Origin of the sequence: Paenibacillus sp., from assembly GCF_031177825.1 — a bacterium.
Lineage (GTDB): Bacteria > Bacillota > Bacilli > Paenibacillales > YIM-B00363 > Paenibacillus_AE.
In genome coordinates this window covers 182,893-209,730 of the sequence record NZ_JAPSKE010000008.1, presented here as the reverse complement: position 1 = coordinate 209,730, position 26,838 = coordinate 182,893, and the positions used below count along the sequence as shown (strand labels likewise).

Genomic DNA, 26,838 nt, shown 5'->3' with positions numbered 1-26,838 from the left:
TGCAGTCTCTCTTCTCTCTCCACCTGTCTCTATGATAGCGGTTCCTCGGATTCCCCCGAATGAAGGATCTTTCGACTATATTGAAAATTTACCGGGGCAACGACGCGCCGAATTGAACGATTTAACGATTCGCTTGAACTCGAACGCCCGCTCCTCCGAACGAAAAAGGACAGCGCGAGCGCTGTCCGGAAAAACTTGAACGATTTTATTCTCCGACTTGCGACGCCGGGATGCGCATGACGACTTCCGCCCCCTTCTCCCTCGCCTCGAAGTGCAAGCCGTATTGCGGACCGAAGTACAGCCGGATCCGCTTATTTACGTTGTTCAGCCCGATGCCGCTGCCGGCGCCGGACGACTCGTAGCCCTCGCCGGCCGCGAGCCGCCGATTCAGCGCCTCCATCCGTTCGGGTTCGAGTCCGATGCCCGAGTCGGCGACGCGGATGACGAGCACGCCGTCCGCGACCTCCGCCCGAATGGCGATATGAATGACGTGGCCTTCGTCCTGCCGCCCCGACGCGATCGAATTTTCTACGAGCGGCTGTAAAATAAAGCGGGGAACGCGGCAGGCCAAATCCGATTCGTCGATGTCGATATCGAAGACGACGTTGTTGTCGAACCGCGTATTAATAATCTTGATGTAGTGCTGCAGATAATTGATTTCGTCGCGCAGCGAGCACATCGGGTCCTTGCTCGAGAAGACGGGCCGCAGGATGTTGCCGAGCGCGACGATCGTGCTCACGATGTTATCGGCTTTAATGATCGAAGCCATCCAGCGGATGCTGTTGAGCGTGTTATACAGGAAGTGCGGATTGATCTGGTACTGCAGCGCTTCGATTTCCAGCTCCCGCTTCTGCTCCTGCATCGCGTTGTTTTTCTTGATCAGGTCGACGATGCTGAGCGACATCTCGTTGAACCGCCGGATGACCGTGCCGAATTCGTTGTTGGGCACTTCGTCGAACGTGACGCCCAGCTCGCCTCGGCTCATGTCTTTCATCTTGCCGGAGAGCAGATGCAGCGGTCGGATCATCTTGTTGAGCCAGAAGTACGACACGATCAAGATGACGATCAAGCTCAGCAGAAAAACTAGGAAAATCATGCGCTGCACGGTATAAATTTGCGATGAGTACACGTTCAACGGAATTTCCTTCATTAAGTACCAACCGGTGTCCTGCAGCTTGCGGTACACGATTTGAACCCGCTCGCTGCCGTCGACGAGTTCATGGCTCCCGTACGCCGGGGCGTCGGCGCCGTCCGGCGGCATGTAAGGACTCATCGAACCGATGCGGTCTTGGCGGCTCGCGGAGACGATGCGGCCGGCCGCGTCCGCGATGAACATCTCGCCGTCGTCCGCGTCGAGCGACGCGGAATAAATCGAAGCCAAGTATCGTTCGTCGATGTTGAAGATGAGCGTCGCGCTGATTCGCGGATCGAATATGGCCCGCGTCCCCCGGAGAATGCTCACGAGGGCGCCGTCGTTGTCCTCCGTCATGTACGGGTTGAAGAACGACTTCGTTAAGCTGCCTTCGATGACGATGCCCGGGTATTGCTCCTTCGAGCGGCGGAACGGCTCTGATTGAAAGAAGCTCTTCGACCATTCCTCGACCGGATGCACGAGCGTCGTATCGCCGCTGCCGCCGACCGCGCCCTGGTTTTCCGCCGTGACGTAGATGGAATGCACGTAGCTATAGTTGCCGATGAATCTCGTGATGCGGGCGTGGAGCATATTTTTATAATTCAAAAACTCCAGCTCGCTCTTCTCGGTTAAGTTGAGCAGCAGCTCCTGCATGCCGTCGTCCTGCAGAAACAGCTTCTGCAGCCGATCCACCTCGGAAATCAAATTATGAATGTTATGGTCGAGCTGTTGGAACTGCTGGAAGAGAAGGCGTTCGTTCTGATCCTTGACCATGCCGAGCATGAACGAATAGATGGAATACGACGCTCCCGCGAGCACCGCGATGCTGATGACCATGAAGACCAAGATGAGCTGCGTTCGGAGGCTTTGAAACCAACGGAGCCGCTTCATGCGTCGCCACGCGCCCCGGCCACCCATTGCTTCCGATACTCGTTCGGGTTCAGGCCCGTCACCTTCTTGAACACCTTACTGAAATACGTATATTCCGGCGAAAATCCGACCTGCACCGCGATGTCGTACGACTTCAGCTGCGTGCCGGTCAGCAGCTCCTTCGCCCGCTCGATCCGGTACCGATTGAGATAGTCGACGAACGAAATTTGCAGTTCCTTCTTGAAGAGATTGCTCAAATAGCTGAGGCTGAGGCCGACGTGATCGGCGACCGACTGCAAGGAAATGTTTTCGGTATAATGCCGCTTGATATACTGCAGCGCTTTCGTAATTTCCCCGCTCATGTTCAGCTGGCTGCGCGCCTTCTCCGCGATGTCCGACAGGTAAACGAGCGTCTGTTCGAGCATGTCGGGCAGGTTGTCGCTATTCTCCAGCTTATCGGTCACCGAGACGAGCAGCGTCAATTCGTTCTGATTATCGTCGTACACGTTCGTGCTGACCCACTGGACGAATTGGAACAGCAAAATTTCGACCGACTTCCGATCCTCGCCGAGGGCGTTGTCGAACGAATCCATGTAATGGTCGTACTCCTTCTGCTTCATCGGAGAGAGCAGCGCGCGCAGTTCCGGCGCTTCGCGCATGGCGGCCAACGTCTCGCGCGCCGCCGTCGGGTCGACCGCCCCTCTCCCGTCGTGCAGTTGTCCGGGGCCGGACAGAAACTTGCGCTCGAGCGCTCGAGACGCTTCCGCGTACAGCTTCGGCAGCGACTTGTAGCCGTTCTGAATGCCGCTGATCCCGAACGAGACGGAGCCGTTGAAGTAGGTGCGGATCACCTCCTGCACATGGAGCAGAAGTCCGCGGGTTTCCTGAACGATCGCCTGCTCCGAATGCATGTCTTCGAACGAAAGCACGATCGCGTACCGCGTCTCGTCGATGTGGAACGCTTCCCCGCGCTTATGGACGGCGGCGATCTCGTTCAAGATGTTCAGGAGCGTCATCTTGATCAGATGGCCGTGCTCGTCCCGGAACTTCTCCTTCAGCCGGGGGTATCGGTCGACCTCCATCAGGCAGGCGACCAGTCGCGCCGGCGACAGCCGCAGCCCGTGTCGCAGCGCGAACGACTCGAACTCGTCCGCGGAGAAGATATTATAGAACAGGAAGTCTTTCAGCATCTGCTCCTTCAGCAAATCCATGTTTTGCGACGGAAGCCGCCTTTCCTCGGAAGTCCCTCGTCCGCCCTGCTCGAGCAGCTCTCTTCGGACGCCCTCGAGCACCGTCTCGATTTCCTCCTCGGTCATCGTCAGCTTCAATATATAGCTGGATACGCCGTACGTCATCGCCTTGCGCGCCAGCTCGAACTCCTCCAAGCAGGACAGGACGACGAGGCGCGTGCCCTTGTCCCGTCCGCGCACGTTCGCGATCAGTTCCATGCCGTCCATCTTCGGCATCCGGATGTCCGTGATGACGACGTCGGGCTTCTCCCGTTGGTAATACTCCCAGGCCGCTTGCCCGTCGGGGAAGTCCGCGACGACCTCCATGTCGAACTTCTTCCAGTCGACCGAATTTTTCAACCCGAGGCGGACGAGCATCTCGTCCTCGACGATCATGACTCGAAACACGGCGGGCCCCCCATTCGTTGTCGTTCATTGTTGTAGCTTATTATATTTTATCGATTTTCTGGATGTTTAACAACAAAAGAAGGAGCAACCCGCGCGATTATTTAAAAAATACGAACCGTTCGCCCATTCGCATCAGGTGGAACGCCAGCTCGGGGTACGTCTGATACGCGTAATCCGCGAAATACGCCGGGTTTTCGTCGTTGTGCTTGAATACGCCGTAATGCATCGGCAGCGCGAGGCGCGCGCCGATGTCATGGGCGAGATCCGCCGCCTCGCGATAGTTCATGTTGCCGACGATGCCCGCGGCGGTACGCTTATAGTCTCTGCCGTTGATCGGCAGGAACGCCGCGTCGACGTTCTCCGCGCCGATCCATTGCGGCAGCTCGGGGAAGCCGACCGTGTCGCCCGCGTGGTAGACGACGACGTCCCCGAAGCGGAGCACGTAGCCGAGATAGAAGTGATTGCCGTCGGCGTCCCGCTCGAACTCGTCATGCTTCGCCGCGAACGCCTTGATCTCGACGCCCGCAAGGCGCAGCGTCTCCCCATGGTTCATGCCGCCGAGGCGCGCGTCGTCGAACCCCCATTCCCGAAGGAGCGGCAGATGCGCCCGCGGCGCGACGAGCGGCGCGCCGTCCTTCAGGCGCAGCGGGACGAGCGATCGCTTGTCCATATGGTCCTCGTGATGGTGCGAGCACAGCACCGCGTCCAGCGGCGGCAGCGCCTCCGGCGCCACCGGCGGCGGCGCGAGTCGCGACCATGGCTCACCGGCGAGTTCGTGCACCCAATCCGATATATATAAGTCGATTCCGATCGTGCAGCGCGAGCTCTTGAAGATGTACCCGCATTGGCCGAGCGACCAGATCGCCAAGGCGCCGTCCGGCACCGTCGTCGCGGCGATTTCCGCGGCGAGGTCTCTTTTCCCTATCATTCCTCCAGCTCCCTTCGAATCTCGATTCTATGCTCTAGAAACATTAAAGCATAAAAAACGCCCGCCGGGGACGACAATTTTCGTCGTCTCCGGCGGGCGCGCGCGCATGCCTTCGGCAAGTCGTCAATCGATATTCGACCGACCGAGCACCGCTTGCAGCAGCTCTACCTCCATCTCGAAATGGAGCATGCGTAGTCCGGCGAAACGCCCGTTCCTCCTCTTATAGAGTAAGCTCGAGCGCGCCGCCCGCGTGCTCGACGATTGCCGCGCCGGCGGCGAGCGACGCTTCGAATCCGCCGTCCGCGAACCGGACCCGGTACGTGCGCCGGCCCGCATCCCCCGGGAACGGCGCGCCTTCTCTCGCGCCGAACCGCAGCCGCCGCGACGCGTCGCCCCAAACGACGGACGTCCGCGCGAAGGCGCCGCGCTCGTAGCCGTAGCCGTCGCCTTCGTCCTCGTACAGCGTAAAGCCGCCGTCCGCCCCCGGATAGACGAGCACGTCCCAAGGCGCGTCGAGCGCCTCGCCGCTCCATTGCACGTCCGGTCCGATCGGCAGCACCGAACCGGCGCGCACGTACAGCGGAATCGTCTCGAGCCCGCAGTCCGCCGTAAGCCAGGAGCCTCCCGCATGCCGCTCGCCCGTCCAGAAGTCATACCAATCCGTGCCGGCCGGCAAGTATACCCGCCGCGTCGAACGCCCGCCGACGGAAGGCGAGACGATCGGGCAGACGAGCAGCGCCGGTCCGAACGCATACTGGTCGTCGATGCCGCGCACGACCGGATCCGCCGGGAAGTCGAACGCGAGCGGCCGCATCATCGTGCCGTGCTCATGCGTCACGGCGCCCGCCAGCGAATAAATGTACGGCAGCAGCCGATACCGCAGCCGGACGAACCGAACGAGCGTCTCGTAGATCGTCTCTCCCGGTTCGCCGAAGCGCCACACCTCCCGCGGCGTGTCCGTGCCGTGCGAGCGGAACATCGGCAGGAACGCGCCGTATTGGAACCAGCGCAAATACAGCTCCCGATACGCCGGATCCTCGCAGCCGGCGTCGTAGTCGCCGTCCCAGAACCACTGCTCCTTCTTCGCGACGAAGAACGCGCCGATGTCCGACGTCCAATACGGCGCGCCCGTCGCGACGAAGTTGAGCCCCGCCGGAATTTGCCGGCGCAGCGTCTCCCACTTCGCCGCCGTGTCCCCGGACCAGGTGATCGCCGCGTACCGCTGCTGGCCCGAATACGACGACCGCGTCAGATTGACGACTCGCTTCGCGGGCGTAACCGCCCGTTGCCCTTCGTAGATGCCCTTCGAATGCTGCAGCGAGTACGCGTTAATATATTCGGGGTCCAAGTATTTCTTGGACTGACCGGTATTGACGAGCAGCCGCTGCTCCGGCTCGAGCCGCACCGAGCCGTTCCAATCGGCTTCGAACGGCTCGGTGCAGTCGCACCACCAGGCGTCGACGCCGTGGTCGAACAATCCTTCCTTCGCCTGCTTCCAGTACAGCGCGCGCGCCTTCTCGCTGAAGGCGTCGTACGTCGCCTGATTGCCGAGCAGCGCCTTCTCGCGTTTCATCTCCAGATGGTTCGGACCGTCGTTGTTCATGATCGGCCAGATCGACACCATCAGGCGCGCGTGCATCGCGTGCAGCGTCTCCGTCATCGCCGTCGGGTCCGGGAACCGCTCCGGATCGAACGACTTCTGTCCCCATAGATTGCCCGTCCATGAGCACCAATCGAGGATGATGAGATCGAGCGGGATGCGTCGCTCCCGGTATTCCCGGACGACCTCGATCAGCTCCGCCTGCGACTTGTACCGTTCCTTCGACTGCGCATATCCGTACGCCCAGCGGGGCAGCAGCGGGGCGGCGCCGGTCAGCCGGCGGTACCCCGCGACGACGCGGTCGAGCGCCGGACCGTGGATGAAATAAAAGTCCATCTCGTCGTCGACCTCGGTCCACACGTAGGAGCCGTGCGCGTCGTCGCGGAAAATCATCAGCCCGTAACTGTCGAACAGGACGCCATACCCGTTCGTAGAAACGAGCACGGGCACGACCGCTTTCATATTTTGCTGGTACAAATATTGAAATGAGCCGCGAAGGTTCATGACGCCTTCCTCGTGCGAGCCGAGGCCGTACAGCGCTTCCCCTTCGCTCCATTCGAATTCGAGCTTCGTATGGAACGCCCTTCGCCGAATCGTCTCCTTCGCTTCCGCCGCTTGGGCGCGCATGCCGTCGACCGACATCGTCGTCGCCACCTCGGCCGACTCGTCGTAGACGTTCACGGCCGCCTCGGCGGCGACGAGCGTCTTCCCGCCGCGCGCCGGTTCCTGCGTCAGCAGCCGCCCGGCCGCGTCGCGGTAAGCGAAGGCGCCGGTCGCCTTCGTCACCGTGAGCGCCAGCTCCGACGTCCGGAGCTCGACCGCGTCGTCCGTCTCCGTATACGACCAAGCCGTATCTTGCTTCGCGTCGGGCACCACGGCGAGGCTCGTCTTCGCGCCGAACGCCTCCTCCTGCGTGTAGACGACGCGAAGGATCGACGGCGCGTACGGTTCGATCTTCATGCGGCCCGACGTCGTCGTTAACACGAGCGCTTCCGGGGTTGCCATCACATCTGTCACTTTCATCGCGCAAGGTTCCTCCTCATAAATATTCGTACGGCTTCCACCGCGACCCCTCGGGAACGACGCGTTGCCCCGGGTAAGGCGACGCGGTGCGCCATGACGCCTTCGCGGCGAGCGTTTCGGCCCAGGCGTCCTCGACCGGCGCGTACGAGATCGGGCCGAGCGGCGAGCGGGGTGCCTCGGCCGCCAGCGTCTCGACGATGCCGCCGAGCCGCGCGAGCGACGACTCGAGAATGCGCTCGCCGAGCTCCGCCGACGCCTCCTCGGCGTCCGCGCCGAGCGCGAGCCGCCCGCCGGCGTCCGGCTCCTGCTCGAGGCGGCGCAGCGAGAAGTCGACGAGGTCCGGCCGCAGCGCCATCAGCTGCGAAATTTCGTATTTGCCCGCATGATCGCCGGCATACATCCCTTCGACCAGCTCCGGATCGCTGCCGACCCACATCGGTATCCCGGCCCGCCGCCGGAACGCGTCCGCCGCGAGCCGCAGGTCGGCTTGGTTGCCGCCGCTGTGCCCGGTGACGACGACGACGGCGCGAAACCCGGCGTTGACGAACGCGCGCAGCTGGTACAGGAAGAAGTACAGCAGCGCCTGAGGCGGAACGCCGGTCATCGGCGCCTCCCCTTCCCCGACCTCGGAGACGAGCCACGACGCGTGATAGCCCGCCTCGTGAATTTGATAACCCAGCGTCGGCGCGACGATGCCGCCGTACCGCCGCGCGGCTTCCTCGCATACATAGTCCGCCTTGATCGAATCGAGCCCGTACGCGGCGATTTGCCCGTGCGGCTCGCAGATGCCGAGCGGCAAATACGCGAGCGGCCGCGCCGCGAGCCGTTCGCGAAACTCTCGGGGCAGCAGCTCCGCCCAACGCACCTTCGTTTTCATAGGCCTCTAGCAGCTCCCCTTATTTATAGAAGTTTCGCAGCCAAGCGTGCTTCTTAAGCTTCCGAACCTGCTCTTCCGGCAACCCTCGGCCGTCGCCCAGCGCGCAGTTCATCTCGACCTCGCGCCGGCGAAGCATGCCCGGAATGACGGTCGAGACGCCCGGGTGCGACAGGATGAAGCGCAAGGCGATCTCCGGCATCCGTTCGAGCTCGACCCCGAGATCGTCGGCGATGGCCGTCACGCGCTCGAACACCTCCCGCTTCCGGTCGTCCCGGAAGTAGCCGTTCCGGAAGTCGCCCTCGGGGAACGTCGTGTCCGGCCGCACATCGCCCGTCAGCCCGCCTTCGTCGAGCGGCACCCGCACGATCGTGCCGACGTTCATCTCCATGCAGAGCGGCAGAAGCTTTTCCTCCGGGGCTTGATCGAACACGTTGTAGATGAACTGCACCGCGTCTACGACGCCCGAACGGATCGCTTGCAGCGCGTTGTCCGCGTCATGATCGTTGATCGAGATGCCGAACGCGCGAATCTTGCCCTGCTCCTTCAGCCGTTCGACGCCCTCCAGCCAGTCGCCTTGGTCCGCCCAATCGTCAAGCCACACATGCGTCTGCAGCAGGTCGATCGTCTCCGTTCCGAGATTGCGCAAGCTGTTCTCCGCGCAAGCGATCATATGCTCCTTCTTGAACGCGTCCTGAACGGCCGTGCCGGCCGGCGCGGGCCACTTCAGGTTCATCGGCGACACCTTCGTCGCGACATAAATGTCCTCGCTGCGCGACTTGACGACCTCTCCGACGAGACGTTCGCTGTGTCCGTTGCCGTAGCCCATCGCCGTGTCGATGAAGTTGAGGCCGAGATCGATGGCGAGGTGGAGCGAGCGCAGCGACTCGTCGTCCTCCGCTCCGACCCAGCTCGTCTTCCCGATTCCCCACGCGCCGAATCCGACTTCCGAGATGCGAAGGCCCGATTTTCCCAATACGCGATAATGCATGTGCATAACTCCTTTTCTCGTCCCGTTTCCTCTGAGTATATAGAAGAGGCTCCCCCCGAACTTCCCCATCCCCCGGCTCGAATTTGCGATTTTGTTCACGGCGTTCACACGGACTTTCTTCGCGAACAAAATTGCAACTTTCCGTCGGCCCGCGGGTAAGAACGCCGGCCCGGCCCTATGCTACGATGAACGCAACGGAACGGAATCCCGCCATTATCGCAAACAAAGGAGCTGGGTCGAATGCTGACGCAAGATCAAATCGATTACTTCCATCAGAACGGCTACTTGATCATGAGAGGGCTGTTCAAGGGCAAAGAGCTGGAGCTGCTGCAGCGCGCCGCGGACGAAGTGCAGGCGCAGGGCGTTGCGCGGCAGGGGCCGAATCATCGGTACTATAAGAACCGCGACGGCAGCGAGACGTACTGGCGTTCGGAGGATATGTGGAACCGCGGAGACATCTTCAAGGCGGCGACGGTGAAGCAGGAATTGCTGGAAAACATCGGGCAAATCATCGGCCATTCCTTCTACCCGTGGAACGACTCGCTCGTCGTGAAGCTGCCGCATTCCGGCGCGCCTGTGCATTGGCACCAAGACCCGCCGTACGGCGCCAAGGCGCGCGACAAGACGTTCGGCATTCCGAACTTCACGACGGACATCTACCTCGACCACTCGGGACCGGACAACGGATGCGTGTACGCGATTCATGGCCGCCATCTCGTCGGGCACGTCGATCTGAAGAAGGTGTCCGAAGAAGACTTGTACACGAATTGCGGCGCGGTGCCGCTCGAGATGGAAGCCGGCGACGTGCTGTTCCACTGCTTGTCTACGCCGCACGGGTCGTCGTATAACCACTCCGACGTCCAGCGCCGCATCTTCTATGTTCATTATTTAAACGAAGAGGTGTATCAGGACAGCTACGCGCCGGAGCCATGGGCGAAGGAGCTGCCCGGCTGGAGCGAGAAGCGCCGCGCGCAAATCGCCGAGATGCTCGACGTGCGCAGGGCGATGGGCTTCGAGGAGACGAAGCTCGACGGCACGCTGCGGTTCGACGAGAACGGCATCTCGTTCGCCGGAGGAGGCCCGGTCACGCCGCCGCGATACTGGGAGACGCTCGCGTCGAACATTTCCGCCGAGCAATGGGCGGAGAAGAAAGTCGTGCAACGCGTATAAGGAAGGCTTGCGAACAGAGGCTCGCCCCCGAACGGAGAATTCGTTCTTCGTTCGTGGGCGAGTTTTTTCGTGCTTGCATATGAAAGTGCTTTGTGCTTAAATGGACTGACGAACGTTCGTCAGGGAGGTTATCATGACAGCAGAGAAAATCAAAGAAACCGCGCTGCGTCACTTCGCCAAGAACGGGTACGAAGGCGCCTCGCTCGCCGATATTTCCGGCGAGGTAGGGATCAAGAAGCAATCCATCTACGCGCATTTCCAAGGGAAAGACGATTTGTTCTTAGCCGTCTTCCGTACCGCCGCCGCGAATGAGCTTCAGTTCGTCGAGCATTATTTGGACCATGCGAAGGAGCTGGCGTTGGAAACCGTGCTGTATGAATTTCTGCTCCGCTACAAGGAACGATATGAACGGGAAGACCATACGAAGTTTTTTTTACGGATGGCCTTCTTCCCGCCCAAGCACCTATACCGAGAGGTCGTGGAGTACGGCAATCAGTACGTAGACCGGATCGGGAGCCTGCTCGAGCCGATCTTCGCTTCGAGCGCCGCCTCCGGGCAGCTCCATCCCGACGTGTCCGTCGAACGGGCGGTCGCCGCCTTCGCGGCGCTCCTGGACGGCATGTTCGTAGAGATGCTCTTCGGCGGTTCGGAAAGCTCGATGAGGCGGTTGGACGCATCTTGGTTCGTATTTTGGCGAGGGGTTAAGAACAACTAGAGGAGGCATCGCGATGAACCGCAGCTGGATTTATATATTTATCGGGGTCTTGTTCGAAGTCGTTTGGGTGACGGGATTTAAGCATGCGGCCGATGTATGGACGTGGGCGGCGACGGTCGTTTCGCTGGTCGTGTCGTTCGCGCTCATTATCGCGGCGTCGGCCAAGCTGCCCGTCGGGACGGTGTACGCCGTGTTCACGGGCCTCGGAACCGTCGGGACGGTCGTCGTCGAGATGGTACTGTTCGACGAGCCGGCGAGGCCGATCAAGCTGGTCCTGATCGCGATCCTGCTCGCGGGCGTGATCGGGCTGAAAGTCATCGGCGGCGGAGCTCCCGCCAACGGTCCGAAGGAGGCGAAAGGGTAATGGCCTGGGTATCTTTATTTATCGCCGGATTGTTCGAGATCGTCGGCGTCATCGGGATGAACCGCATCAAGCGGGATAACAACGTATTGGCGTACCTTCTGTTCGGGATCGGCATCGCGATGAGCTTCTTGTGCCTGAGCTTCGCGATGAGAAGCCTTCCCATGGGCACGTCGTACGCGATTTGGACCGGCATCGGGACGGCCGGCGGCGCGTTGGTCGGCATGTTGTTTTACAACGAATCGAAAGATAAGCGCCGCATCGCGTGCATCGGCATGGTATTGTTCGCGGCCGTCGGATTAAAACTCATCTCGTAGCTGCATGAACCGAACGGCCCCTTCCGCGCAGGAAGGGGCCGTTCGCGTTCCGTTCATGAACGAGGCAGCAGCTTATCGACGTCGATCGGTTTGCCGTCCATCCGAACCGATGGAGCCGAATCCGCCCCTTGTCCGCCTTTATGCACCACGACTTCGCATTTCGGACAAGCGAGCCTCTTCACCACCTCGACCAACGTATTTCCGCGGGCGCTTCCATCCGTAAACACTTCGATTTTTTTACTCATTCGTTCGTCCCCCTTCGTTCACGGCTCGAAGGACCGGACATGACGCAAGCGACGCGTCGACGCGGCCCACGGCGCTCTTCAGCAACGCCTTCATGCGCTGAAGCCGCTCGATATTCGCCTCGATCTCGGCGATCTTCTCTTCGGCGTATCGGCGAAGCTCTTCTTCCGGCAGCGCCTCTCCGGCACGAAGCGCCTGCAGCTGGCCGATTTCCTGCAGCGTAAACCCGATCGCCTGCGCCTGCCGAATCCAAAGGATGTCCTCGACGTCGGCTTCGCTGTACATCCGATACCCGGCTTCCGTGCGCGGCGGCTCCCGCAACAATCCGCGCTTCTCGTAATACCGCAGCGTCTCCAAGTGAACGCCGGCCCGTTCCGCCGCTTCACCGCTCTTTAAATGCGTCAATTCCGTTCCCTCCTCGGATCTATCTTACGCCCCGTAGGTAGGTACGGGGTCAAGACCTTCCCGGGCGCTTTTCCGAAAGAAATAACACGGGATAATCGCATATTTTGCCGAACCCTTGCTTTTCCGCTACCTTCGCCGAGGGGAGATTCGAACTCCAGCAATCCCTTTGGTTTGGTAATCCTCTATCGTTTCGATGCCGATGCCGCAACGGCTCGTTCCTCAGGATGGATTTCTCTATTGCGCCTATGCGGATCTTCGAATCGACGCTTGTTGTACCTATCGTATCTCCCTATCATATCAAAACTTTAGCTTCTCGATTCCCAATATTTTAATAGTATTCCTTGACAGGAATATTCCCGATGGTGTATATTACGAATATCACGGATGATCTTAAGGAGGAATTTTTACGATGGCTTACAACGCAATGGTTTCGAGGGTGGAGGACGAACGGGTCCTGATCTTGGAGCGCGTCTTCGACGCCCCTCGCGAGCTCGTGTTCAAGATGTTCAAGGAGGAGGAGCACCTGAAGGTTTGGTGGGGGCCGGCCGGTTGGGAGCTCCCGGTCTGTAAGATCGATTTCCGTCCGGGCGGGGTATGGCACTACTGCATGAAATGCGTCGATCCGAATCAAGGCGAATTTTACGGAATGGAATCGTGGGGAATCGCGTTATATAAGGAAATCGTCGAACCGAAGAAAATCTTATACACCGATTCTTTCTCCGATGCCGAAGGAAGCGTCGTCGAAACCCTGCCGTCCACCGAGGTCACGTTGGACTTCATCGACGTCGACGGCAAGACGAAGTTGGTCAACCGAGGCGAATACATATCGCCGGAGGCGCTCAAGACCGTTATGGACATGGGCATGCTCCAAGGCATCACGGAAACGTGGGATCGTTTGGAACAGCGCTTGAAAGAGCTCCAATAAGGAAAATAGGAACGGCCGCCGGACGATGCTTCCGGCGGCCGTTCGCGCGCGGGGCGAATCCCCGATTTATCTTCCGCCTCCCGCGACGTTCGCCGCTCCTTCGCGCCGCGTTTGATTGCGGTACTCCCGAGGCGAAACCTGACGGTACTCCTTGAAGTGTTTATTGAAGTAATGGATCGAATGGTAGCCGCAGTCGAAGGCGATGTCGGTGACCGACTTATCCGTCGTCTTCAGCAGATGCATGGCGATCTGCATGCGCAGCCGATGAATGAACCGGTTCGGCGTCACGCCCACCGCTTGCTTGAAGGTCGAATAGAAATACGTCTTCCCCCGGCCGTACAGGTCGATCAAGTGCTGCACGTCGATATCTTCGGTAATGTGCCGCAATATATACTCGACCGCCGATACGATGCCCGCGTCGATCTCGACGTCCCCGTCGCTCCGCGCCTGCTCCAGCGTGTACCGATACGCGGAGACGAGAATGTCGACGAAGTGCATGAACTGCTTGGACTCCCAGCCCGGCAGCCCCTTCTCCTGCTCCTCGTACGCGGCGGCCGCCGCGGCGTGGATGGCGCGCGCGTACGGCGACGCCGCCGGAATATGCGGCGTCGCCGCCGCCGTGTAGAACGGGTACAGCAGCTGGTAGCCGTAAGGGATCATCCGCACGATCGACGGCGAGAATAGCACCATCAACCAATGAATCGGCTTTTCTCTCCGGACCGCCAAATTGTAATGCGGCTCGTACGGCCGGAACAAGAAGACGTCGCCCGCCTGCCCGGAGAACGACCGGTGGAGCAGGCGGAATTCGGCGTCGTTTTCCAATAGGACATTGATTTCCAGCAGATCGTGCATGTGCAGCTCGTGATCCGTATCGGCATCGATCCGCTTCTCGATTTTCAGCTCCCGCTCCAATCGCAGGTCGTGGAAAAACATCGATCGTCCCCCTTCCTAAACTCCCTCCGCTTATCCCTTCACCGATCCGGACGTCATGCCCGCGATAATGTAGCGTTGGCCGAGCAAGTAGATGACGATCACCGGCAGCGTCGTCATGACGATATCCGCGGAGACGAGGTTCCAGTTGACTTGGAACTGTCCGAAGAAGTTGTAGACGGCGAGCGTCATCGGCCACTTCGAAGAATCGTTCAAATAGTACAGCGGCAGGATGAAGTCGTTCCAGGCGCCCATGAAGTTCAAGATGCCGACCGTCACGAGCACCGGGAGCAGCAGCGGAAACACGATGGAGACGAACAGCCGGATCGGCGAGCAGCCGTCCACGACGCCCGCTTCGTCGAGCTCCCGCGGCACCGAACCGACGAAGCCGTACATAAGGAACACGCTGAACGGAATGGACATGACCGCCAGCAGCACGACGATGCCGATCTGGGTGTTGATGAGCTGCGTCCACTGCATCACCTTCGTCAGCGTCACGAAGTTGACCGGCATCGCGATGCCGAGGATGACGAAAAAATACAGGAAGCGGTTCAGCTTCGAGCCGTTACGGGCGAAGACGTATGCGGCGAGCGCCGCGAGCGCGATGCCGAGCGCCGTCGAGGCGGTCGCGTACAACAAGCTGTTGAAGAACGATTGGACGAGGCGCCCCTGCTCGATGACGACCGCGTAATTGCTCCACTCCAGCTTCGTCGGCAGCGCCATGCTCATGGAGGCGGCGCCGAGCCGGTCCTTGAACGAGTTGATCAGAACGAGCAGGAGCGGCACGAAGAAAAATAGGCTGAGCAGCCAAGCCAGCGCGTTCTGAGCGATTCGGAGCGCTAGATGCTTTTTCATAATCAATGCTCCTCCCCTTGCCTCGACATCAATCGGATGACGAAATATCCGGCCGCGGTCATGACGAAGAACAAGAGCGACGATAACGCGGTGCCGACGCCGTAACGCCCCATCGAAAACTCCTTGAAGATGACCGTGTACAATACGTCCGTCGACCATCCGGGACCGCCGTTCGTCAGGACGTAGACGACCTCGAATACCTTCAGTCCGTGCAGCAGGTTCAGCACCGTCGTGACGACGAGCGCCGGCATGAGCAGCGGGATCGTAATATGGATGAATCTTCCCCAGGCGCTTGCGCCGTCGATCTCGGCCGCTTCGTAATACGTCTTCGAGATGGACTGCAGCCCGGCAAGCAGGATGATCATAATGTAACCGACGCCCTTCCACGTATCGACCGCGATGATCGACTTGAACGCCCAAGCGGCGTCGACGAGCCACTTCTGCGCCAGGAAGCCGAGGCCGAGAAACCGCAGCGTCTCGTTCAGCAGACCGGTGGCGGGATTGAGCACGGATTTGAAAATGAGTCCGACGACGAGCATCGGCACGATCGCCGGCATGAAAATCATGACGCGGTGGAAGCCCTTCATCCGAATGCCTTCGTTCAGCGCCAGCGCGAACGCCAGTCCGAGCGCCGTCTTCAGCGCGACCGTCGAGACGGTGAAATTGAGCGTGTTGACGATAAAGTCGACGTAGTTTTCGTCGGGCGAAAACATCTCCTTGAAGTTGTCGAACCCGATAAAGTTGATTTCGTCGGAATAGCTGTTCCAATCGGTGAACGAATAATAGAAGCCCATGACGCCGGGTACGACGAAAAACAACAAGTACAAAAAAATCGCGCCCCACGCGAAGTAGGAAGGGTAAAGTTTGTTCCGCATCGGCTTGCTCCTCGCTGCCGGAACCGGAACGACGGCGGCCCGGCGGCCGCGCCCCGCGTTTCCGTATCCGTTATTCTGCTTGCGGTCTCGCGGCGGACGTTCCGCGCGTTACCAGTTCGGGTCTTTGGCCACCTGCGCCATGTCGGCGCGGCGCTTGTCGATCGTCGAGAGGACGTCCGCCGGCTGCGCCGCCCCGCCGAACATCGCTGCGATGTCTTTGCCGATATCCATCCACTGCGGGTTGACGTAGTTGACATAGTTCTGGATGTCGGTGCCCTTCTTCGGATACATCGCGAACAGTTCCTTCTGCGCAGGCGTGTACTTGTCCTTAAGGCCCGGGAAGTTCAGGTTCGTGACGGTCGGGTCGTTATCGATCATGTACTGCAGACTTTCCTGCTTCGCGAGGTAAGCGAAGTACTGCTTCGCTTCTTCGATATGCTCGGAGCCCGAATAGATGAATTTGCTCGGGCCGCCCGGATGGATGTAGTAAATTTGGTTGTCGGCGATCGGAATGACGAAGTATCCGAAATCGGTCGCCTTCAGCTCCCCGCCGATCGCTTCGACGTCTTTGACGATGCTCTGATTCGCGAGCGCCATCGCGAATTCCCCGGAGGCGAGCTTCGCCGCCGTGTCGGCGCCGGTGTCGGAGAACGCGTTGTCGCCGAAAAACCCGAGATCGTACATCTCCTTCAGCTGGGCGAGCGCGGTCAGCATCGTCGGATCGTCGGCGAACTTCTTCTTGTTCGCGTTCAGATCGTCGTACAAGCCCGGCGTCACTTCGTCGTAACGCGGCCCCGGCTCCGCGAACCAGAGGACGTGGTGCCAGCCGTCGGCGATCGGCTCGTAAATCGGCGTGACGCCGGATTCAAGAATTTTCAGGGAGAGCGCCTTGAACTCTTCGTACGTCTTCGGAACGGAGAGGCCGAGACTTTCGAAAATTTTCTTGTTGTACGTCACGACGAAGCTGTTCGCCGTATCCCAAATCGTAAGCGCATATATTTTGCCGTTCACGGTCACTTGCTCGAGCGACAGCGGGTCCTCTCGCTGCGTCCACTCTTCGCCCGACAGATCGACCGCGTTCTGTTCGACGTTATAGTTGAGCGTCACTTCGCTGATGCCGCTCTGTCCGCCGAAGATGTCGGGGCCTTCCTTCGCGTTCAGCTTCGTCTTCAAGACGTTGAAGTATTGGTCCGCCGGAACGATCTGATAGTCGATGCGGATGCCGGTCTCTTCTTCGAACTTCTTGGCCAGCTCCATCTCCGCGTCCTTGATCCAGCCCTGGCTGGCGATATAAGTCAGCGTCACGTCTTTCTTCCCGGTCGATGGCTCCGACGCCGGTTCGTTCGCCGCCGGCGTCGCCGCCGCCGGCTCGTTCGCCGCTCCGCCGTTCTCCGTCGTCGCGCCGCTTCCGCCGCCGCATGCCGCAACGACCAACATCGTCATCAACAGCGCCGCGGTCAGCGTCCAACCTCTTATCAACCTCTTCGTCACCGTCATCGCTCCCCTTGACTTTGGATTCGAGTTTGCATCTCATGAATCCGCTTTCATTATCGGATTTGAACACATTATATCGCTGCGCCTTCCCCTCTCGCCATGGACTAACAGGACTCGTTATTTGTATTTATTTTACCAGTATGCGCTTTCAAAAATCTTTTGACAAACGGCCGCGAGCGGCGGAGAATGGAGAAAAACCGTACACCGGCTTGTCGGAGGATTGCATGCGCGAGCGTATCGTCAAAACATTCGGCAATATCCAAACGATCCTCTTCTCGACCTACACGCTGATTATCGTTATCGTCTTTACGATCTTGGTGGTTTGGTTTTATCTTTGGGCGTCCGACCGCATCCGCTCCAACGCGGAGGACTCGCTCGAGGGCATGGGCCGGTCGATGCAGGAGCGTATCGACTCCGAGCTCGGCAAGATGAACGACGTATCGCTGAACGTCTTGTATTCCAACTTGGTGAAGAACCGGTTTCAGGAATACCTCGGCAATGCGAAGCAGCGGGAGACGGACGCCCAAGCGGCCGCGAACGCCGTGAGGGCGGCGAAGGAGCTCGCGGACATATTGACCGCGGCGATCGGGCCGTCGCGGCCGGTCGAACAGCTCTACCTGTACGACTTCGAAGGGAAGGTGTACGGCAACGGCTTCGACAACGGCGAACAGAGCTACCGGCCCGAGGAGATGCCGTGGTACGACGCGGTACTCGCCGAGACGGGCGGCAAGTACATCTCGCTTCCCGTGCTGGACGAACCGATGTCGCGCTTCATCTCCTCGCGGGAGATGCAGTATTCCGTCTCGTTATACCGCTTGTTCTACGGCAGCTACAACACGCCCATGGGCATCGTCGAGGTGAAGCAATATTTCAACCGCATCTTCGACGGCGTCATCGACTTCGCGGAGACGAATCCGTACGGCGCCCGCGTCGTCATTTACAATGCGGCGGGCGACATCGTGTATCCGCTGCGGGCGTCGTCCGCCGACTTCGCCTACCTCGCGGCCGTGGCCGCGGCGCCGGTCGGAGAAGGATTCCGGCCGTTCGTCGATCCCGCCACCGGCGATCGGGAGCTTATCTCCGTACATCGTTCGGGCTTCACCGGCTGGAGCACGGCGATCGTCGTCTCCGAGTCGAAGCTGCTGGCCCCCGTCTCCGTCTTCGCCTCCCGCACCGTATTCGTCGGCATCGGCATCCTGCTGTTCGCGATTCTGTTGTCGTACGCGGCCGCGAACCGGATCACGCACCCGATCCTTAAGATCCACCGGACGATCCGCAACATGAGCCTGCAGGATCTAGGCACCGGCCGGATCGGGTCGAGCAAGCTGCGAAGCGGCGTCATCGAGATCGATCAGCTGCACGAAGCGTTCGTTCAGATGAACGATCGATTGAAGCATTCGATGGACGAACTGCTGTTATCTCAATCGCAGGAGCTGCAGGCGAAGCTCGTCGCGCTGCAATCGCAGATGAACCCGCATTTTTTGTACAACTCGCTTGCCACGATTCACGCAATGGCGGAGGAAGGCATGTCCGAGCAAATTATGGACATGACGGAAAACATGTCCAAGTTTCTCCGCTATTTCTCTTCCGACGCCTCCGCCGTGTCGCTTGCGGAAGAGATCGTGCATACGGAGAAATACCTCGAGATTAATCGGATTCGCCACGGCAGCAAGCTGGATTTCCGATTCGACGTCGACGAACGGCTGCTGCCGCTCGAAATCCCGAAGCTGATCGTCCAGCCCCTCGTGGAGAACGCGCTCAAATTCGCGACCCGCGGCGAACCGCCGTGGCGCATCGTCGTGACGGGCTTCGCGGACGGGAGCCGTTGGCGCCTCGAAGTGTCCGACAACGGCCCCGGCTTCGCGGCGGACAGCCTCGCCGCCTTGCGGGAGCGCATCCGGGAGGTCGACGAGACGGGCGTCATTCCCGCGCTTCAGCTCGGCGGCATGGGGCTCCTGAACATCTACATCCGCCTGAAGCTGACGTACGGGAAGGATATGGTATTCGACATTCGGAACGCGCCGGACGGCGGCGCCGTCGTCGCGCTCGGCGGCAGCTTCCGGGAGGTTGACTTGACGAAGCGAGCGGAAGGAGGAGCGTTGGCATGAGCACGGAACGCAGATATGCCGTCACGGTCGTGGTCGCGGAGGACGAGGAGCTGATCCGCGGCAGTCTCGTCCGGAAGATCGAGGGCGTCGACGCGTCCATCGGCGTCGTCGCCGCCGCGCAGGACGGGAAAGAAGCGTTGGAGGCCGTGGAGCGCTGGCAGCCGGATCTCGTCGTCACCGACATTCGCATGCCGGTCATGGACGGGATCGAGCTGATCAAGTCGCTGCATCTGTATCACCCGCGGGTCCGGAAGATTATCGCGACCGGCTACGCGGACTTCGAGTACGCCCGCGAGGCGATGCGTTACAACGTCAGCGAATACTTGCTGAAGCCTACGTCCGCGAAAGACTTGTCCGCCGTGCTGCTCCGGCTGAAGACGGCGATCGAAGGGCAGCGCGAGGCGGAAGACGGGCAGCTTCGCGCGCTGCCGCGCGCCGCGGGCGACAGTCCGGACGACATCGTCCGGGCGGTGTGCGACTACATGCGCGTACACTTCAACAAGGAGCTGAGCCTCGAGCAGATCGCCCGGCATTTCAATTTCAACGCGTCGTATTTAAGCAAAATCTTCGTCAAGCATACCGGCGAGCCGCCCTCCCGGTATCTCATGTCGCTTCGGATCAACGAAGCGAAATATTTGCTCTCGCAGCATCGATCGCTCAGCGTTAAGGAAGTCGGGGAGCGCGTCGGGTATCCCGATCAATTTTACTTCAGCCGCGTCTTCAAGCAGGCGGCGGGCATGACGCCGAAGGAGTTCCAAAGCTCGCGCGCGCAAGAGTAGACGACAGAACCGTCAGGCATCTCGCCTGACGGTTCTGTTTCGTGCGTACCCCGTGCCGCCCTGTTGTGATCACCTGCATTCATGCAGGTAGTTCCCCCAGCCGAAGCCTCGGACGACGAATCACCTGTATGAGTGCATCTATTTGACCGCTTTGAAAGTTGTTCTGCTCCGAACGCCTGCACTTTCGCAGGTATTTGGTGTTTTGGCTCTTTTTTCTTGAGAAATACCTGCACTTTTGCATTTCATCGCCCTCCCTGCCCGGCTATAGCTCCAAGACGGCCTTCACGACCTTCGATTCCGGCCGCAGCCACTCGTCGAACCGTTCCACGGTCTCGCCGAGCGCGGCGCGATGCGTAATAAACCGTTCGATGTCTACGTCCCCCGCCTCGATGGCCTCGACGACCCGGACGAAGTCGTCCCGCGTCGCGTTCCGGCTCGCGAGGAGCGTCAGCTCGCGCTTATGGAATTCGGGATCGCTGAACGCGAGATCGTTCTTCACGAGTCCGACGAACACGAGCGTTCCGCCGTGCGCGACGTACCCGAATGCGTTCTCCATCGACGTCGCGTTGCCCGTCGCGTCGAAGACGACCGTCGGTCCGTCGCCGCCGGTCAGCGCGAGCAGCCGCTCCGCCGCTCCGTCTCCCGCGATCAACGTCGCGTCCGCCTTCGCCCAATCGCGGCCGAACGCCAGACGCTCTTCGTTGACGTCCATGGCGATCACCGCCGCGCCGGCGTATTTCGCGAACGCCATAACGCCGAGCCCGATCGGCCCGCCGCCGACGACGAGCGCCGTCTCTCCGCGGCGCAGTCCGGAGCGGCGCACGGCGTGCGCCCCGATCGCGAGCGGTTCGATCATGGCCGCCGCGTCGAGCGACAGCCCGTTCGTTCGAATCAGATGCGACGCGGGGACCGCGATCCGCTCGCGCATCCCGCCGTCGACATGGACGCCGAGCACCCGCATCGACGTGCAGCAGTTCGTCTTGCCTCTTCGGCAGGCGATGCACTCCCCGCAATGCAGGTAGGGGATCACCCCGACCCGATCCCCTACCGTCAGCCCGCTCGCGCCGCCGTCGTCGATCGACTCGACGACGCCCGCCAGCTCGTGGCCGAGAATGCGCGGATACGCAAAGAACGGCTGATTGCCGCGGAACGCGTGATAGTCCGTCCCGCAGATGCCGACGCGCCGAATCCGGACGACCGCTTCGCCCGCCCGCCGTTCGGGCTCCGGCAAGTCGTCTCGGAGGACCAGCCGGCCCACCTGATCGCATACGATGCCTCTCATCCGTTCTCCGCCCCTTCCTTCCGATGAATCCGTTCGTTATATTCCGGACGTCCGCTGACCCACGATTCCCCGCGGACCGGCTCGAGCAACGCTAAGACTTGCGCGAGCAGCGCTTCGTCGATCGGCTCGTCCGTCCACGCCGCGTTCTTGACGATGTTGTCCGGATTCGCCGTGCTGACGAGCGTCGTCGGAATCGCGGGGTTCGCGGTGGAAAACTGCACCGCGAGCTTCGCGATATCCGCTCCTTGCGCGACGCAAAACTCCGCCGCCCGCTTGCAGGCGGCCTTCAGCTCCGGGCCTGCGGGATGCCACGCCGGCGTCCCCCGCGTGCCGAGCAGCCCCATGGACAGCGGCGACGCGTTGACGAGCCCCGCGTCCTTCGAGGCGATCAACGGCAGCAGCTCGAGCAGCGACGCGTCGTTCAGCGAGTAATGGCAATACGAGATGATCGCGTCGACGTCCGCGCGCGGCAGCAGCTTCTCGAACAACTCGAGCGGCAGACCGCAGATGCCGCCGAAACGGATCTTCCCCTGCTCCTTCAGCCGGTGCAGCGTCGGGATGGCCTCTTCCAGGATCAAATCGGCGGGCACGAACTCGATGTCGTGCAGAAACAAAATGTCTACGTAGTCCGTATGCAACCGCGCAAGGCTCTCTTCGAGGCTGCGGACGATGCGGCCTGCGCTGAAATCGAAGTCGTCCAGCCCGTAGCGTCCCGCCTTCGTCGACAAATAAAACTTGTCCCGCGGCAGCTCCCGGATCGCCCGCCCCAGCACCGTCTCCGCCTTCGTCAGTCCATAATAGGGCGATACGTCGATGTAATTGATGCCCGCGTCGACGGCGGCATGGACGGCGCGAATGCCGTCGCGGTCGTCCGTCTCGCGGAATACCGATCCGAGCGACGAGGCGCCGAAGCTCAGCGCCGATACGTCGAGGCCGGTACGGCCCAATCGGCGGTATTGCATGTCAACATCCCTCCGTTCGGGTGAAATCATTATCCCTTTTCCATATTGTAGCTGCTCAAAATCGGCAAGGGAATAACGGCATATTGCGAAAATGTATCTTATTTTGATATCTTCATCTCAAATCAACCCAACCCGCCCCGGAAGGAGTCGAGCGAATTTGAAGCCTTATCGCAAGCCGTTCTTCGGCGACCCGCTCTTCCCCGTCGATCTCGTGTTTCAAGGCCTAAAGAAACCGGAGAACGAGCTTCCCGATCATCTGCACGACCGTTACGAGCTGGTCTATGTTCATCAAGGACGAGGCACGTTCTTTATCGACGAGACGTTCTACGAGAAGAACGCCGGCGACTTGTTCGTCATCCCCGGGAACGCGATCCACCGGTCGATCCCGGACGAAGCCGAGCCGATCGTCTCTACCGCCCTGTTCTTCGCGCCGGCGCTCGCCGCCGAGGCCCCGTCGGATGCGGACGGGTACCGTCCGCTGCGTTGCTTCGAATCGGCCCGGAAGCGGAAGCGGTACAAGCTCGAGCTCTCCGCGGACGCCGATGCCAGGAACGACGTCGAACGCATCCTCGGACGAATCCACGAGGAGCTGGAAGAACGGCGGCTCGGCTACCGCGAAGCCGTACGTCTGCTGCTGCGAGAGCTGCTGCTCCGGCTGAACCGATTGGAGCCGGCCGAAGGCCGGAGCGCCGGCGGGCCGGATCTACGCATCGTGCCGCCGTGGATGGACGCCGTCCTGCGCGAGCTGGACCGGCTGCCGGAAGGCGCGTCCGGCTTGTCCGAGCTGTCCCGTCGGGCGAACGTCTCGCCGGCCCACTTCTCCCGCGTGTTCAAGCGGCTGACCGGCATGAACGTGACCGACTACTTGAACGCGAAGCGAATCGTTCGGGCCAAGGAGCTGCTGCGGGACACCGGCGAGCATGTCGGCGAGATTGCCGAGCGCTGCGGCTTCGACAGCATGCCCCATTTCCACCGCGTGTTTAAATCGTTGACCGGACTGACGCCCGGCGCGTACCGCAAGCGGCAGCCCGGCCCGGCCGATGGATTCGCATAGCTACGGATAAAAAAACGCGATCTTCCAAATAATGATTCAAATGAAACGGTTTGGGGGTATCTTTATGGACAAAGGAGATTTCAAACTCACTTCCGCTGAAATCGGGACGCTGTGGGGCCAATATATTAACGGAACGGCCGTTGACGTTGTAAACCGCTACATGTTACGGATTGTAGAGGACGAGGACATAAAAACGCTGATTGACGAAGCAGTAAGGACTTATGGAAAACAAAAACAGCAAATCGCAGCGTTTCTGGAGAAAGAAGGGTTTCCAATCCCCATCGGATTTAATGAATCCGACCTGAATCCGGGAGCTCGAAGACTGTTTTCGGACGCCTTCTGTTTGCAGTACCTGCACATTATCACGCTTCATGGTTTATTGGGACATGTCACGTCGTTTTCCGCTTCGGTACGGAAGGATCTGCGGCAATTTTATGACGGGTGCGACAATGACGGGAAGAACATGTACCACAAAACCATTGAAATGATGTTGGAAAAAGGGCTGTTCCAAAGAGATCCTTACTTCTTTCCCGGGGAAACCCCCGAATACGTGCAAGGTCAAAAGTTTTTACATGGCTTCTTTGGCGACAAACGACCTTTAGCCGCAACCGAAATGATCGCCCTTTCCTTTAACCTGAAAAAGAAAATACTGGAGAAGACGCTCTCCATTGCGTTTAGCCAAGTGACGCAACAAGAAGACGTGAGGAAGTTTTTCGTGTCGATGCAGGAAGTGTCCAATGATCAAATTCAAACGCTAAGCGACATATTGCGCGGCGATAATTTGCCTGTTCCTACGTCGTGGGAAACCGAGATTACGACTTCGACCGAGCCCCCTTTCTCAGACAAATTAATGCTGTACCACATTGGTTTTTTATTGCAAGCGTCGCAAGCCTATCATGGCACAGGTCTGGCATCCGCGATGCGAATAGACCTTGTTGCGCAGTACGAAAAAATCATTCTAAGAAACCTCATGGTCACGAAAGAATGGTTTGATCTTATGACGAAACATCAATGGTTAGAGCAGCCGCCGCTTGCACCCAATAGAAATCTGATCGCGAATGGGAAATAAGGAAAGAGAACGCCCCTTGCAAAATACGGAGGCACCGACGACGAGTAAACGTGTCGAGGTTCTGTTATGGTGTGTTGCACTCCCGGGCTTCGGTCAACTATTAAACCGAAAATATGTAAAAGGCGTTTTGTTCCTTGGATTGGAGCTTCTCATTAACCTGCAGTCTAATTTTAACACTGCGATCCAGTTGAGTTTCAGGGGGCAAATCGATAAGGCAATCAGTCAAACCGATTACCAATGGCTAATGTTTTACCCCTGCTTATATCTGTTTTCCTTGTGGGATGCTTACAGGGATGCTGGCGGCGGGGGGTCTCCCTATGCTTTTCTCCCTTTTGTGTCGTCCGCCTTTTTTACGACCGTCGGGCTCATCTACTCCTCGAATGTCATACTGTTCGGGAGCCTATGGGGTCCTGTTTGGCTACCCATTTTATTTTGTATCATTGGTTTCAGTCTGGGATGGTTGCTTAAAGGCTTTTTAAACTGGGTATCCCGACGGTGCTGCGCGGGCCGATCGGTTTAACCCTCTTCTTGCCCGTATTACGACACAAGGCCGCCGGTCGTACCTCGGCGCCTTGTGCCGATCCTTTTCGAAGGTCGTTACTTCTTCACTTTATAAAACTCGTGATACAGCTTCATGAGCGCTCGCTTCTCGATCCGCGACACGTAGGAACGGCTGATGCCGAGCTCCTTGGCGATTTCCCGCTGCGTCCGTTCGTCCCCGCCGGTCTCGAGGCCGAAACGCGCTTTAATGACCTCCTGCTCCCGTTCGTCCAACACGTCGAGATGCTTATAAATTTTCCGCTTTTCGATCTCGAGCTCCACCTGTTCGCCGACCGTATCCGGATCCGTCCCCAAAATGTCGATCAACGAAATTTCGTTGCCCTCTTTATCCGTTCCGATCGGGTCGTGGAGCGACACGTCCTTCTTTTGCTTTTTCATGGAACGCATATGCATGAGAATCTCGTTCTCTATGCAACGAGCGGCGTAAGTCGCCAGCTTCGTCCCCTTCCCGGCGGAATAGCTTTCCACCGCCTTGATCAATCCGATCGTCCCGATCGAGATAAGATCCTCGGGATCGCCGGCGTTGTCGAACTTCTTCACCACATGGGCGACCAAGCGCAGGTTATGTTCGATCAACATATTCCTGGAGTCCTGATGTCCCTCCGCCATAAGCTTAAGGTGCTTTGCCTCTTCGGCCTCGGACAGCGGCTGCGGGAACGCGTTGTTCTTGACATAAGACACCAAGAGCATTAACTGCTTAATGAAAATCGCAATCATTGCAAATAAACCAGGCACGTTCGAACACCCCCTGAAGTTTTGCACGCCCCGTCCTCCGGAAAAAACAGGGACGTCGCATCCCTATATTGTATGTGGGCGTCCGCCTATTCGTGCCTGTACACGGGCGAGGCGATCCCGTTCGACGGCATGAAAAATATTCGACAATCGTACAATCCGTGTCAGAGCAAGCGCTATTGACAGATCATCTACTACGTGTTACTTTATAGCAGTAGTAAGTAACACTGGATACCTGTGATACAGAATAGCAAAGGGTGATTGTATTGGAAAACCTTACGGAAATGCTCAAAGGGGTGCTTGAGGGCTGTGTCCTTGAAATTATTAGCCGCAAAGAAACCTACGGCTACGAAATCACGCGGCGGCTGAACGCCCTCGGCTTCACAGATGTTGTGGAGGGAACGGTGTACACTATCCTGATCCGGCTTGAAAAAAACAAGTTCGTGGAGATCACCAAGAAGCCCTCCGACATGGGACCGCCGCGGAAGTTTTTCGCGATCAACGACGCGGGGCGCGAGGAGCTGCGTAAGTTCTGGGGAAAATGGGAGTTCGTATCATCAAAAATGAACGAGTTAAAGGAGAAAGAATTATGAATTTTTGGGAAAAAATCACCGGCAGCGACATGACGAAAGAAATGAAAACATTCGAATCGCGAGCCGAAAAGCTGCCGGCTGATTATCAAGCGGCATGGAAAAAAATCAATGCCAATCTTTGGGCGCACTCGGATTTCACCGGTCGCAACCTCATGCCGATTCTTGACGGTGTGCTTGGCCTGCTCGAAGAAGCGGCGGCGGACGGTCAGAGCGTCCAAGAGGTTTTGGGCGACGATATCAATGGCTTCTGTTCAGCGCTGGCCGGCGCGGAAGGGGCAAAGTCTTTTCGCGACAAGTGGCGCGAGCAGCTTAACAATAATATCGCTAAAAAATTAGGTAAATAGGAGGCTAAC

General features: G+C 59.2%; 27 protein-coding genes. 12 read left to right on the top strand and 15 right to left on the bottom strand.

The window, feature by feature from the left end:
- Nucleotides 1-205 precede the first annotated feature (205 nt).
- The 6 genes from RIN49_RS12550 to RIN49_RS12525 form a co-directional block, all read right to left on the bottom strand.
- Nucleotides 206-2,023: a cache domain-containing sensor histidine kinase gene (locus RIN49_RS12550; protein WP_309120507.1), complete on the bottom strand. Its 1,818-nt coding sequence runs from the start codon at nucleotides 2,021-2,023 to the stop codon at nucleotides 206-208.
- Nucleotides 2,020-3,639, bottom strand: coding sequence for a response regulator (locus RIN49_RS12545; RefSeq protein WP_309120506.1), 1,620 nt, complete (start codon nucleotides 3,637-3,639; stop codon nucleotides 2,020-2,022). The genes RIN49_RS12550 and RIN49_RS12545 overlap by 4 nt, the downstream gene beginning before the upstream one ends.
- 97 nt (nucleotides 3,640-3,736) lie before the next feature.
- The gene (locus tag RIN49_RS12540) at nucleotides 3,737-4,567 is read right to left on the bottom strand and encodes an MBL fold metallo-hydrolase (RefSeq protein WP_309120505.1); all 831 of its coding nucleotides are present in this window, start codon (nucleotides 4,565-4,567) and stop codon (nucleotides 3,737-3,739) included.
- 220 nt (nucleotides 4,568-4,787) lie between these two features.
- A complete protein-coding gene (locus RIN49_RS12535) occupies nucleotides 4,788-7,190 on the bottom strand; it encodes a glycoside hydrolase family 31 protein (protein WP_309120504.1) in 2,403 nt (800 codons plus the stop codon).
- A gap of 16 nt (nucleotides 7,191-7,206) precedes the next feature.
- Nucleotides 7,207-8,067 (bottom strand): creatininase family protein, encoded by an 861-nt coding sequence (locus RIN49_RS12530; RefSeq protein ID WP_309120503.1) that lies wholly within the window; start codon nucleotides 8,065-8,067, stop codon nucleotides 7,207-7,209.
- A gap of 19 nt (nucleotides 8,068-8,086) precedes the next feature.
- Nucleotides 8,087-9,055, bottom strand: a complete 969-nt coding sequence (locus tag RIN49_RS12525; RefSeq protein WP_309120502.1) for an aldo/keto reductase — start codon at nucleotides 9,053-9,055, stop codon at nucleotides 8,087-8,089.
- A 240-nt stretch (nucleotides 9,056-9,295) separates the two neighbouring features.
- Here RIN49_RS12525 and RIN49_RS12520 point away from each other — a divergent pair, with 240 nt between their 5' ends.
- From RIN49_RS12520 to RIN49_RS12505, 4 genes are all read left to right on the top strand, one after another.
- Nucleotides 9,296-10,225, top strand: a complete 930-nt coding sequence (locus RIN49_RS12520) for a phytanoyl-CoA dioxygenase family protein (protein ID WP_309120501.1) — start codon at nucleotides 9,296-9,298, stop codon at nucleotides 10,223-10,225.
- A gap of 133 nt (nucleotides 10,226-10,358) precedes the next feature.
- Complete coding sequence (locus RIN49_RS12515) at nucleotides 10,359-10,940, top strand: TetR/AcrR family transcriptional regulator (protein WP_309120500.1); 582 nt, start codon at nucleotides 10,359-10,361, stop codon at nucleotides 10,938-10,940.
- Nucleotides 10,941-10,953: 13 nt separating this feature from the next.
- Entirely contained in the window at nucleotides 10,954-11,304 is a 351-nt protein-coding gene (locus tag RIN49_RS12510) for a DMT family transporter (RefSeq protein WP_309120499.1), read from the top strand.
- Nucleotides 11,304-11,618 carry a DMT family transporter gene (locus RIN49_RS12505; protein ID WP_309120498.1) on the top strand — a complete coding sequence of 105 codons (315 nt, stop codon included), beginning with the start codon at nucleotides 11,304-11,306 and terminating at the stop codon, nucleotides 11,616-11,618. The genes RIN49_RS12510 and RIN49_RS12505 overlap by 1 nt, the downstream gene beginning before the upstream one ends.
- A 53-nt stretch (nucleotides 11,619-11,671) precedes the next feature.
- On the opposite strand, the gene RIN49_RS12500 is transcribed toward RIN49_RS12505, so the two are convergent.
- Nucleotides 11,672-11,863 carry a hypothetical protein gene (locus tag RIN49_RS12500; RefSeq protein ID WP_309120497.1) on the bottom strand — a complete coding sequence of 64 codons (192 nt, stop codon included), beginning with the start codon at nucleotides 11,861-11,863 and terminating at the stop codon, nucleotides 11,672-11,674.
- Nucleotides 11,856-12,266, bottom strand: coding sequence for a MerR family transcriptional regulator (locus tag RIN49_RS12495; protein ID WP_309120496.1), 411 nt, complete (start codon nucleotides 12,264-12,266; stop codon nucleotides 11,856-11,858). The genes RIN49_RS12500 and RIN49_RS12495 overlap by 8 nt, the downstream gene beginning before the upstream one ends.
- Nucleotides 12,267-12,675: 409 nt before the next feature.
- Between RIN49_RS12495 and RIN49_RS12490 the strand changes: the two genes are divergently transcribed.
- Nucleotides 12,676-13,191 carry an SRPBCC family protein gene (locus RIN49_RS12490; protein ID WP_309120495.1) on the top strand — a complete coding sequence of 172 codons (516 nt, stop codon included), beginning with the start codon at nucleotides 12,676-12,678 and terminating at the stop codon, nucleotides 13,189-13,191.
- Between the two features lie 66 nt (nucleotides 13,192-13,257).
- Here RIN49_RS12490 and RIN49_RS12485 read toward each other — a convergent pair whose 3' ends face one another.
- The 4 genes from RIN49_RS12485 to RIN49_RS12470 all read right to left on the bottom strand — a co-directional run bounded on the left by RIN49_RS12485 (nucleotide 13,258) and on the right by RIN49_RS12470 (nucleotide 17,342).
- Entirely contained in the window at nucleotides 13,258-14,124 is an 867-nt protein-coding gene (locus tag RIN49_RS12485) for an AraC family transcriptional regulator (protein WP_309120494.1), read from the bottom strand.
- Between the two features lie 30 nt (nucleotides 14,125-14,154).
- Complete coding sequence (locus RIN49_RS12480) at nucleotides 14,155-14,976, bottom strand: carbohydrate ABC transporter permease (protein WP_138192992.1); 822 nt, start codon at nucleotides 14,974-14,976, stop codon at nucleotides 14,155-14,157.
- A gap of 2 nt (nucleotides 14,977-14,978) precedes the next feature.
- Nucleotides 14,979-15,851: a carbohydrate ABC transporter permease gene (locus tag RIN49_RS12475; protein WP_309120493.1), complete on the bottom strand. Its 873-nt coding sequence runs from the start codon at nucleotides 15,849-15,851 to the stop codon at nucleotides 14,979-14,981.
- Nucleotides 15,852-15,959: 108 nt separating this feature from the next.
- On the bottom strand, nucleotides 15,960-17,342 hold the full coding sequence (locus tag RIN49_RS12470; protein WP_309120492.1) for an ABC transporter substrate-binding protein: 1,383 nt from the start codon (nucleotides 17,340-17,342) through the stop codon (nucleotides 15,960-15,962).
- Between the two features lie 227 nt (nucleotides 17,343-17,569).
- Between RIN49_RS12470 and RIN49_RS12465 the strand changes: the two genes are divergently transcribed.
- Nucleotides 17,570-19,453 (top strand): sensor histidine kinase, encoded by a 1,884-nt coding sequence (locus tag RIN49_RS12465; RefSeq protein ID WP_309120491.1) that lies wholly within the window; start codon nucleotides 17,570-17,572, stop codon nucleotides 19,451-19,453.
- On the top strand, nucleotides 19,450-20,232 hold the full coding sequence (locus RIN49_RS12460) for a response regulator transcription factor (protein WP_309120490.1): 783 nt from the start codon (nucleotides 19,450-19,452) through the stop codon (nucleotides 20,230-20,232). Before RIN49_RS12465 ends, RIN49_RS12460 begins: the two co-directional genes overlap by 4 nt.
- Before the next feature lie 262 nt (nucleotides 20,233-20,494).
- Here RIN49_RS12460 and RIN49_RS12455 read toward each other — a convergent pair whose 3' ends face one another.
- Nucleotides 20,495-21,514: a zinc-binding alcohol dehydrogenase family protein gene (locus tag RIN49_RS12455; RefSeq protein ID WP_309120489.1), complete on the bottom strand. Its 1,020-nt coding sequence runs from the start codon at nucleotides 21,512-21,514 to the stop codon at nucleotides 20,495-20,497.
- Nucleotides 21,511-22,476 (bottom strand): aldo/keto reductase, encoded by a 966-nt coding sequence (locus RIN49_RS12450; protein WP_309120488.1) that lies wholly within the window; start codon nucleotides 22,474-22,476, stop codon nucleotides 21,511-21,513. The genes RIN49_RS12455 and RIN49_RS12450 overlap by 4 nt, the downstream gene beginning before the upstream one ends.
- A gap of 157 nt (nucleotides 22,477-22,633) precedes the next feature.
- On the opposite strand from RIN49_RS12450, the gene RIN49_RS12445 reads away from it, so the two are divergent.
- From RIN49_RS12445 to RIN49_RS12435, 3 genes are all read left to right on the top strand, one after another.
- On the top strand, nucleotides 22,634-23,530 hold the full coding sequence (locus tag RIN49_RS12445) for a helix-turn-helix domain-containing protein (protein ID WP_309120487.1): 897 nt from the start codon (nucleotides 22,634-22,636) through the stop codon (nucleotides 23,528-23,530).
- A gap of 64 nt (nucleotides 23,531-23,594) precedes the next feature.
- Nucleotides 23,595-24,599, top strand: a complete 1,005-nt coding sequence (locus tag RIN49_RS12440) for a DUF3231 family protein (protein WP_309120486.1) — start codon at nucleotides 23,595-23,597, stop codon at nucleotides 24,597-24,599.
- Nucleotides 24,589-25,119, top strand: a complete 531-nt coding sequence (locus tag RIN49_RS12435) for a hypothetical protein (RefSeq protein ID WP_309120485.1) — start codon at nucleotides 24,589-24,591, stop codon at nucleotides 25,117-25,119. The genes RIN49_RS12440 and RIN49_RS12435 overlap by 11 nt, the downstream gene beginning before the upstream one ends.
- 77 nt (nucleotides 25,120-25,196) lie before the next feature.
- On the opposite strand, the gene sigK is transcribed toward RIN49_RS12435, so the two are convergent.
- Nucleotides 25,197-25,895 (bottom strand): RNA polymerase sporulation sigma factor SigK, encoded by a 699-nt coding sequence (sigK, locus tag RIN49_RS12430; protein ID WP_138192983.1) that lies wholly within the window; start codon nucleotides 25,893-25,895, stop codon nucleotides 25,197-25,199.
- 281 nt (nucleotides 25,896-26,176) lie between these two features.
- Here sigK and RIN49_RS12425 point away from each other — a divergent pair, with 281 nt between their 5' ends.
- Nucleotides 26,177-26,485: a PadR family transcriptional regulator gene (locus RIN49_RS12425; protein ID WP_309120541.1), complete on the top strand. Its 309-nt coding sequence runs from the start codon at nucleotides 26,177-26,179 to the stop codon at nucleotides 26,483-26,485.
- Nucleotides 26,482-26,829, top strand: coding sequence for a DUF1048 domain-containing protein (locus RIN49_RS12420; protein WP_309120484.1), 348 nt, complete (start codon nucleotides 26,482-26,484; stop codon nucleotides 26,827-26,829). Before RIN49_RS12425 ends, RIN49_RS12420 begins: the two co-directional genes overlap by 4 nt.
- Nucleotides 26,830-26,838 lie beyond the last annotated feature (9 nt).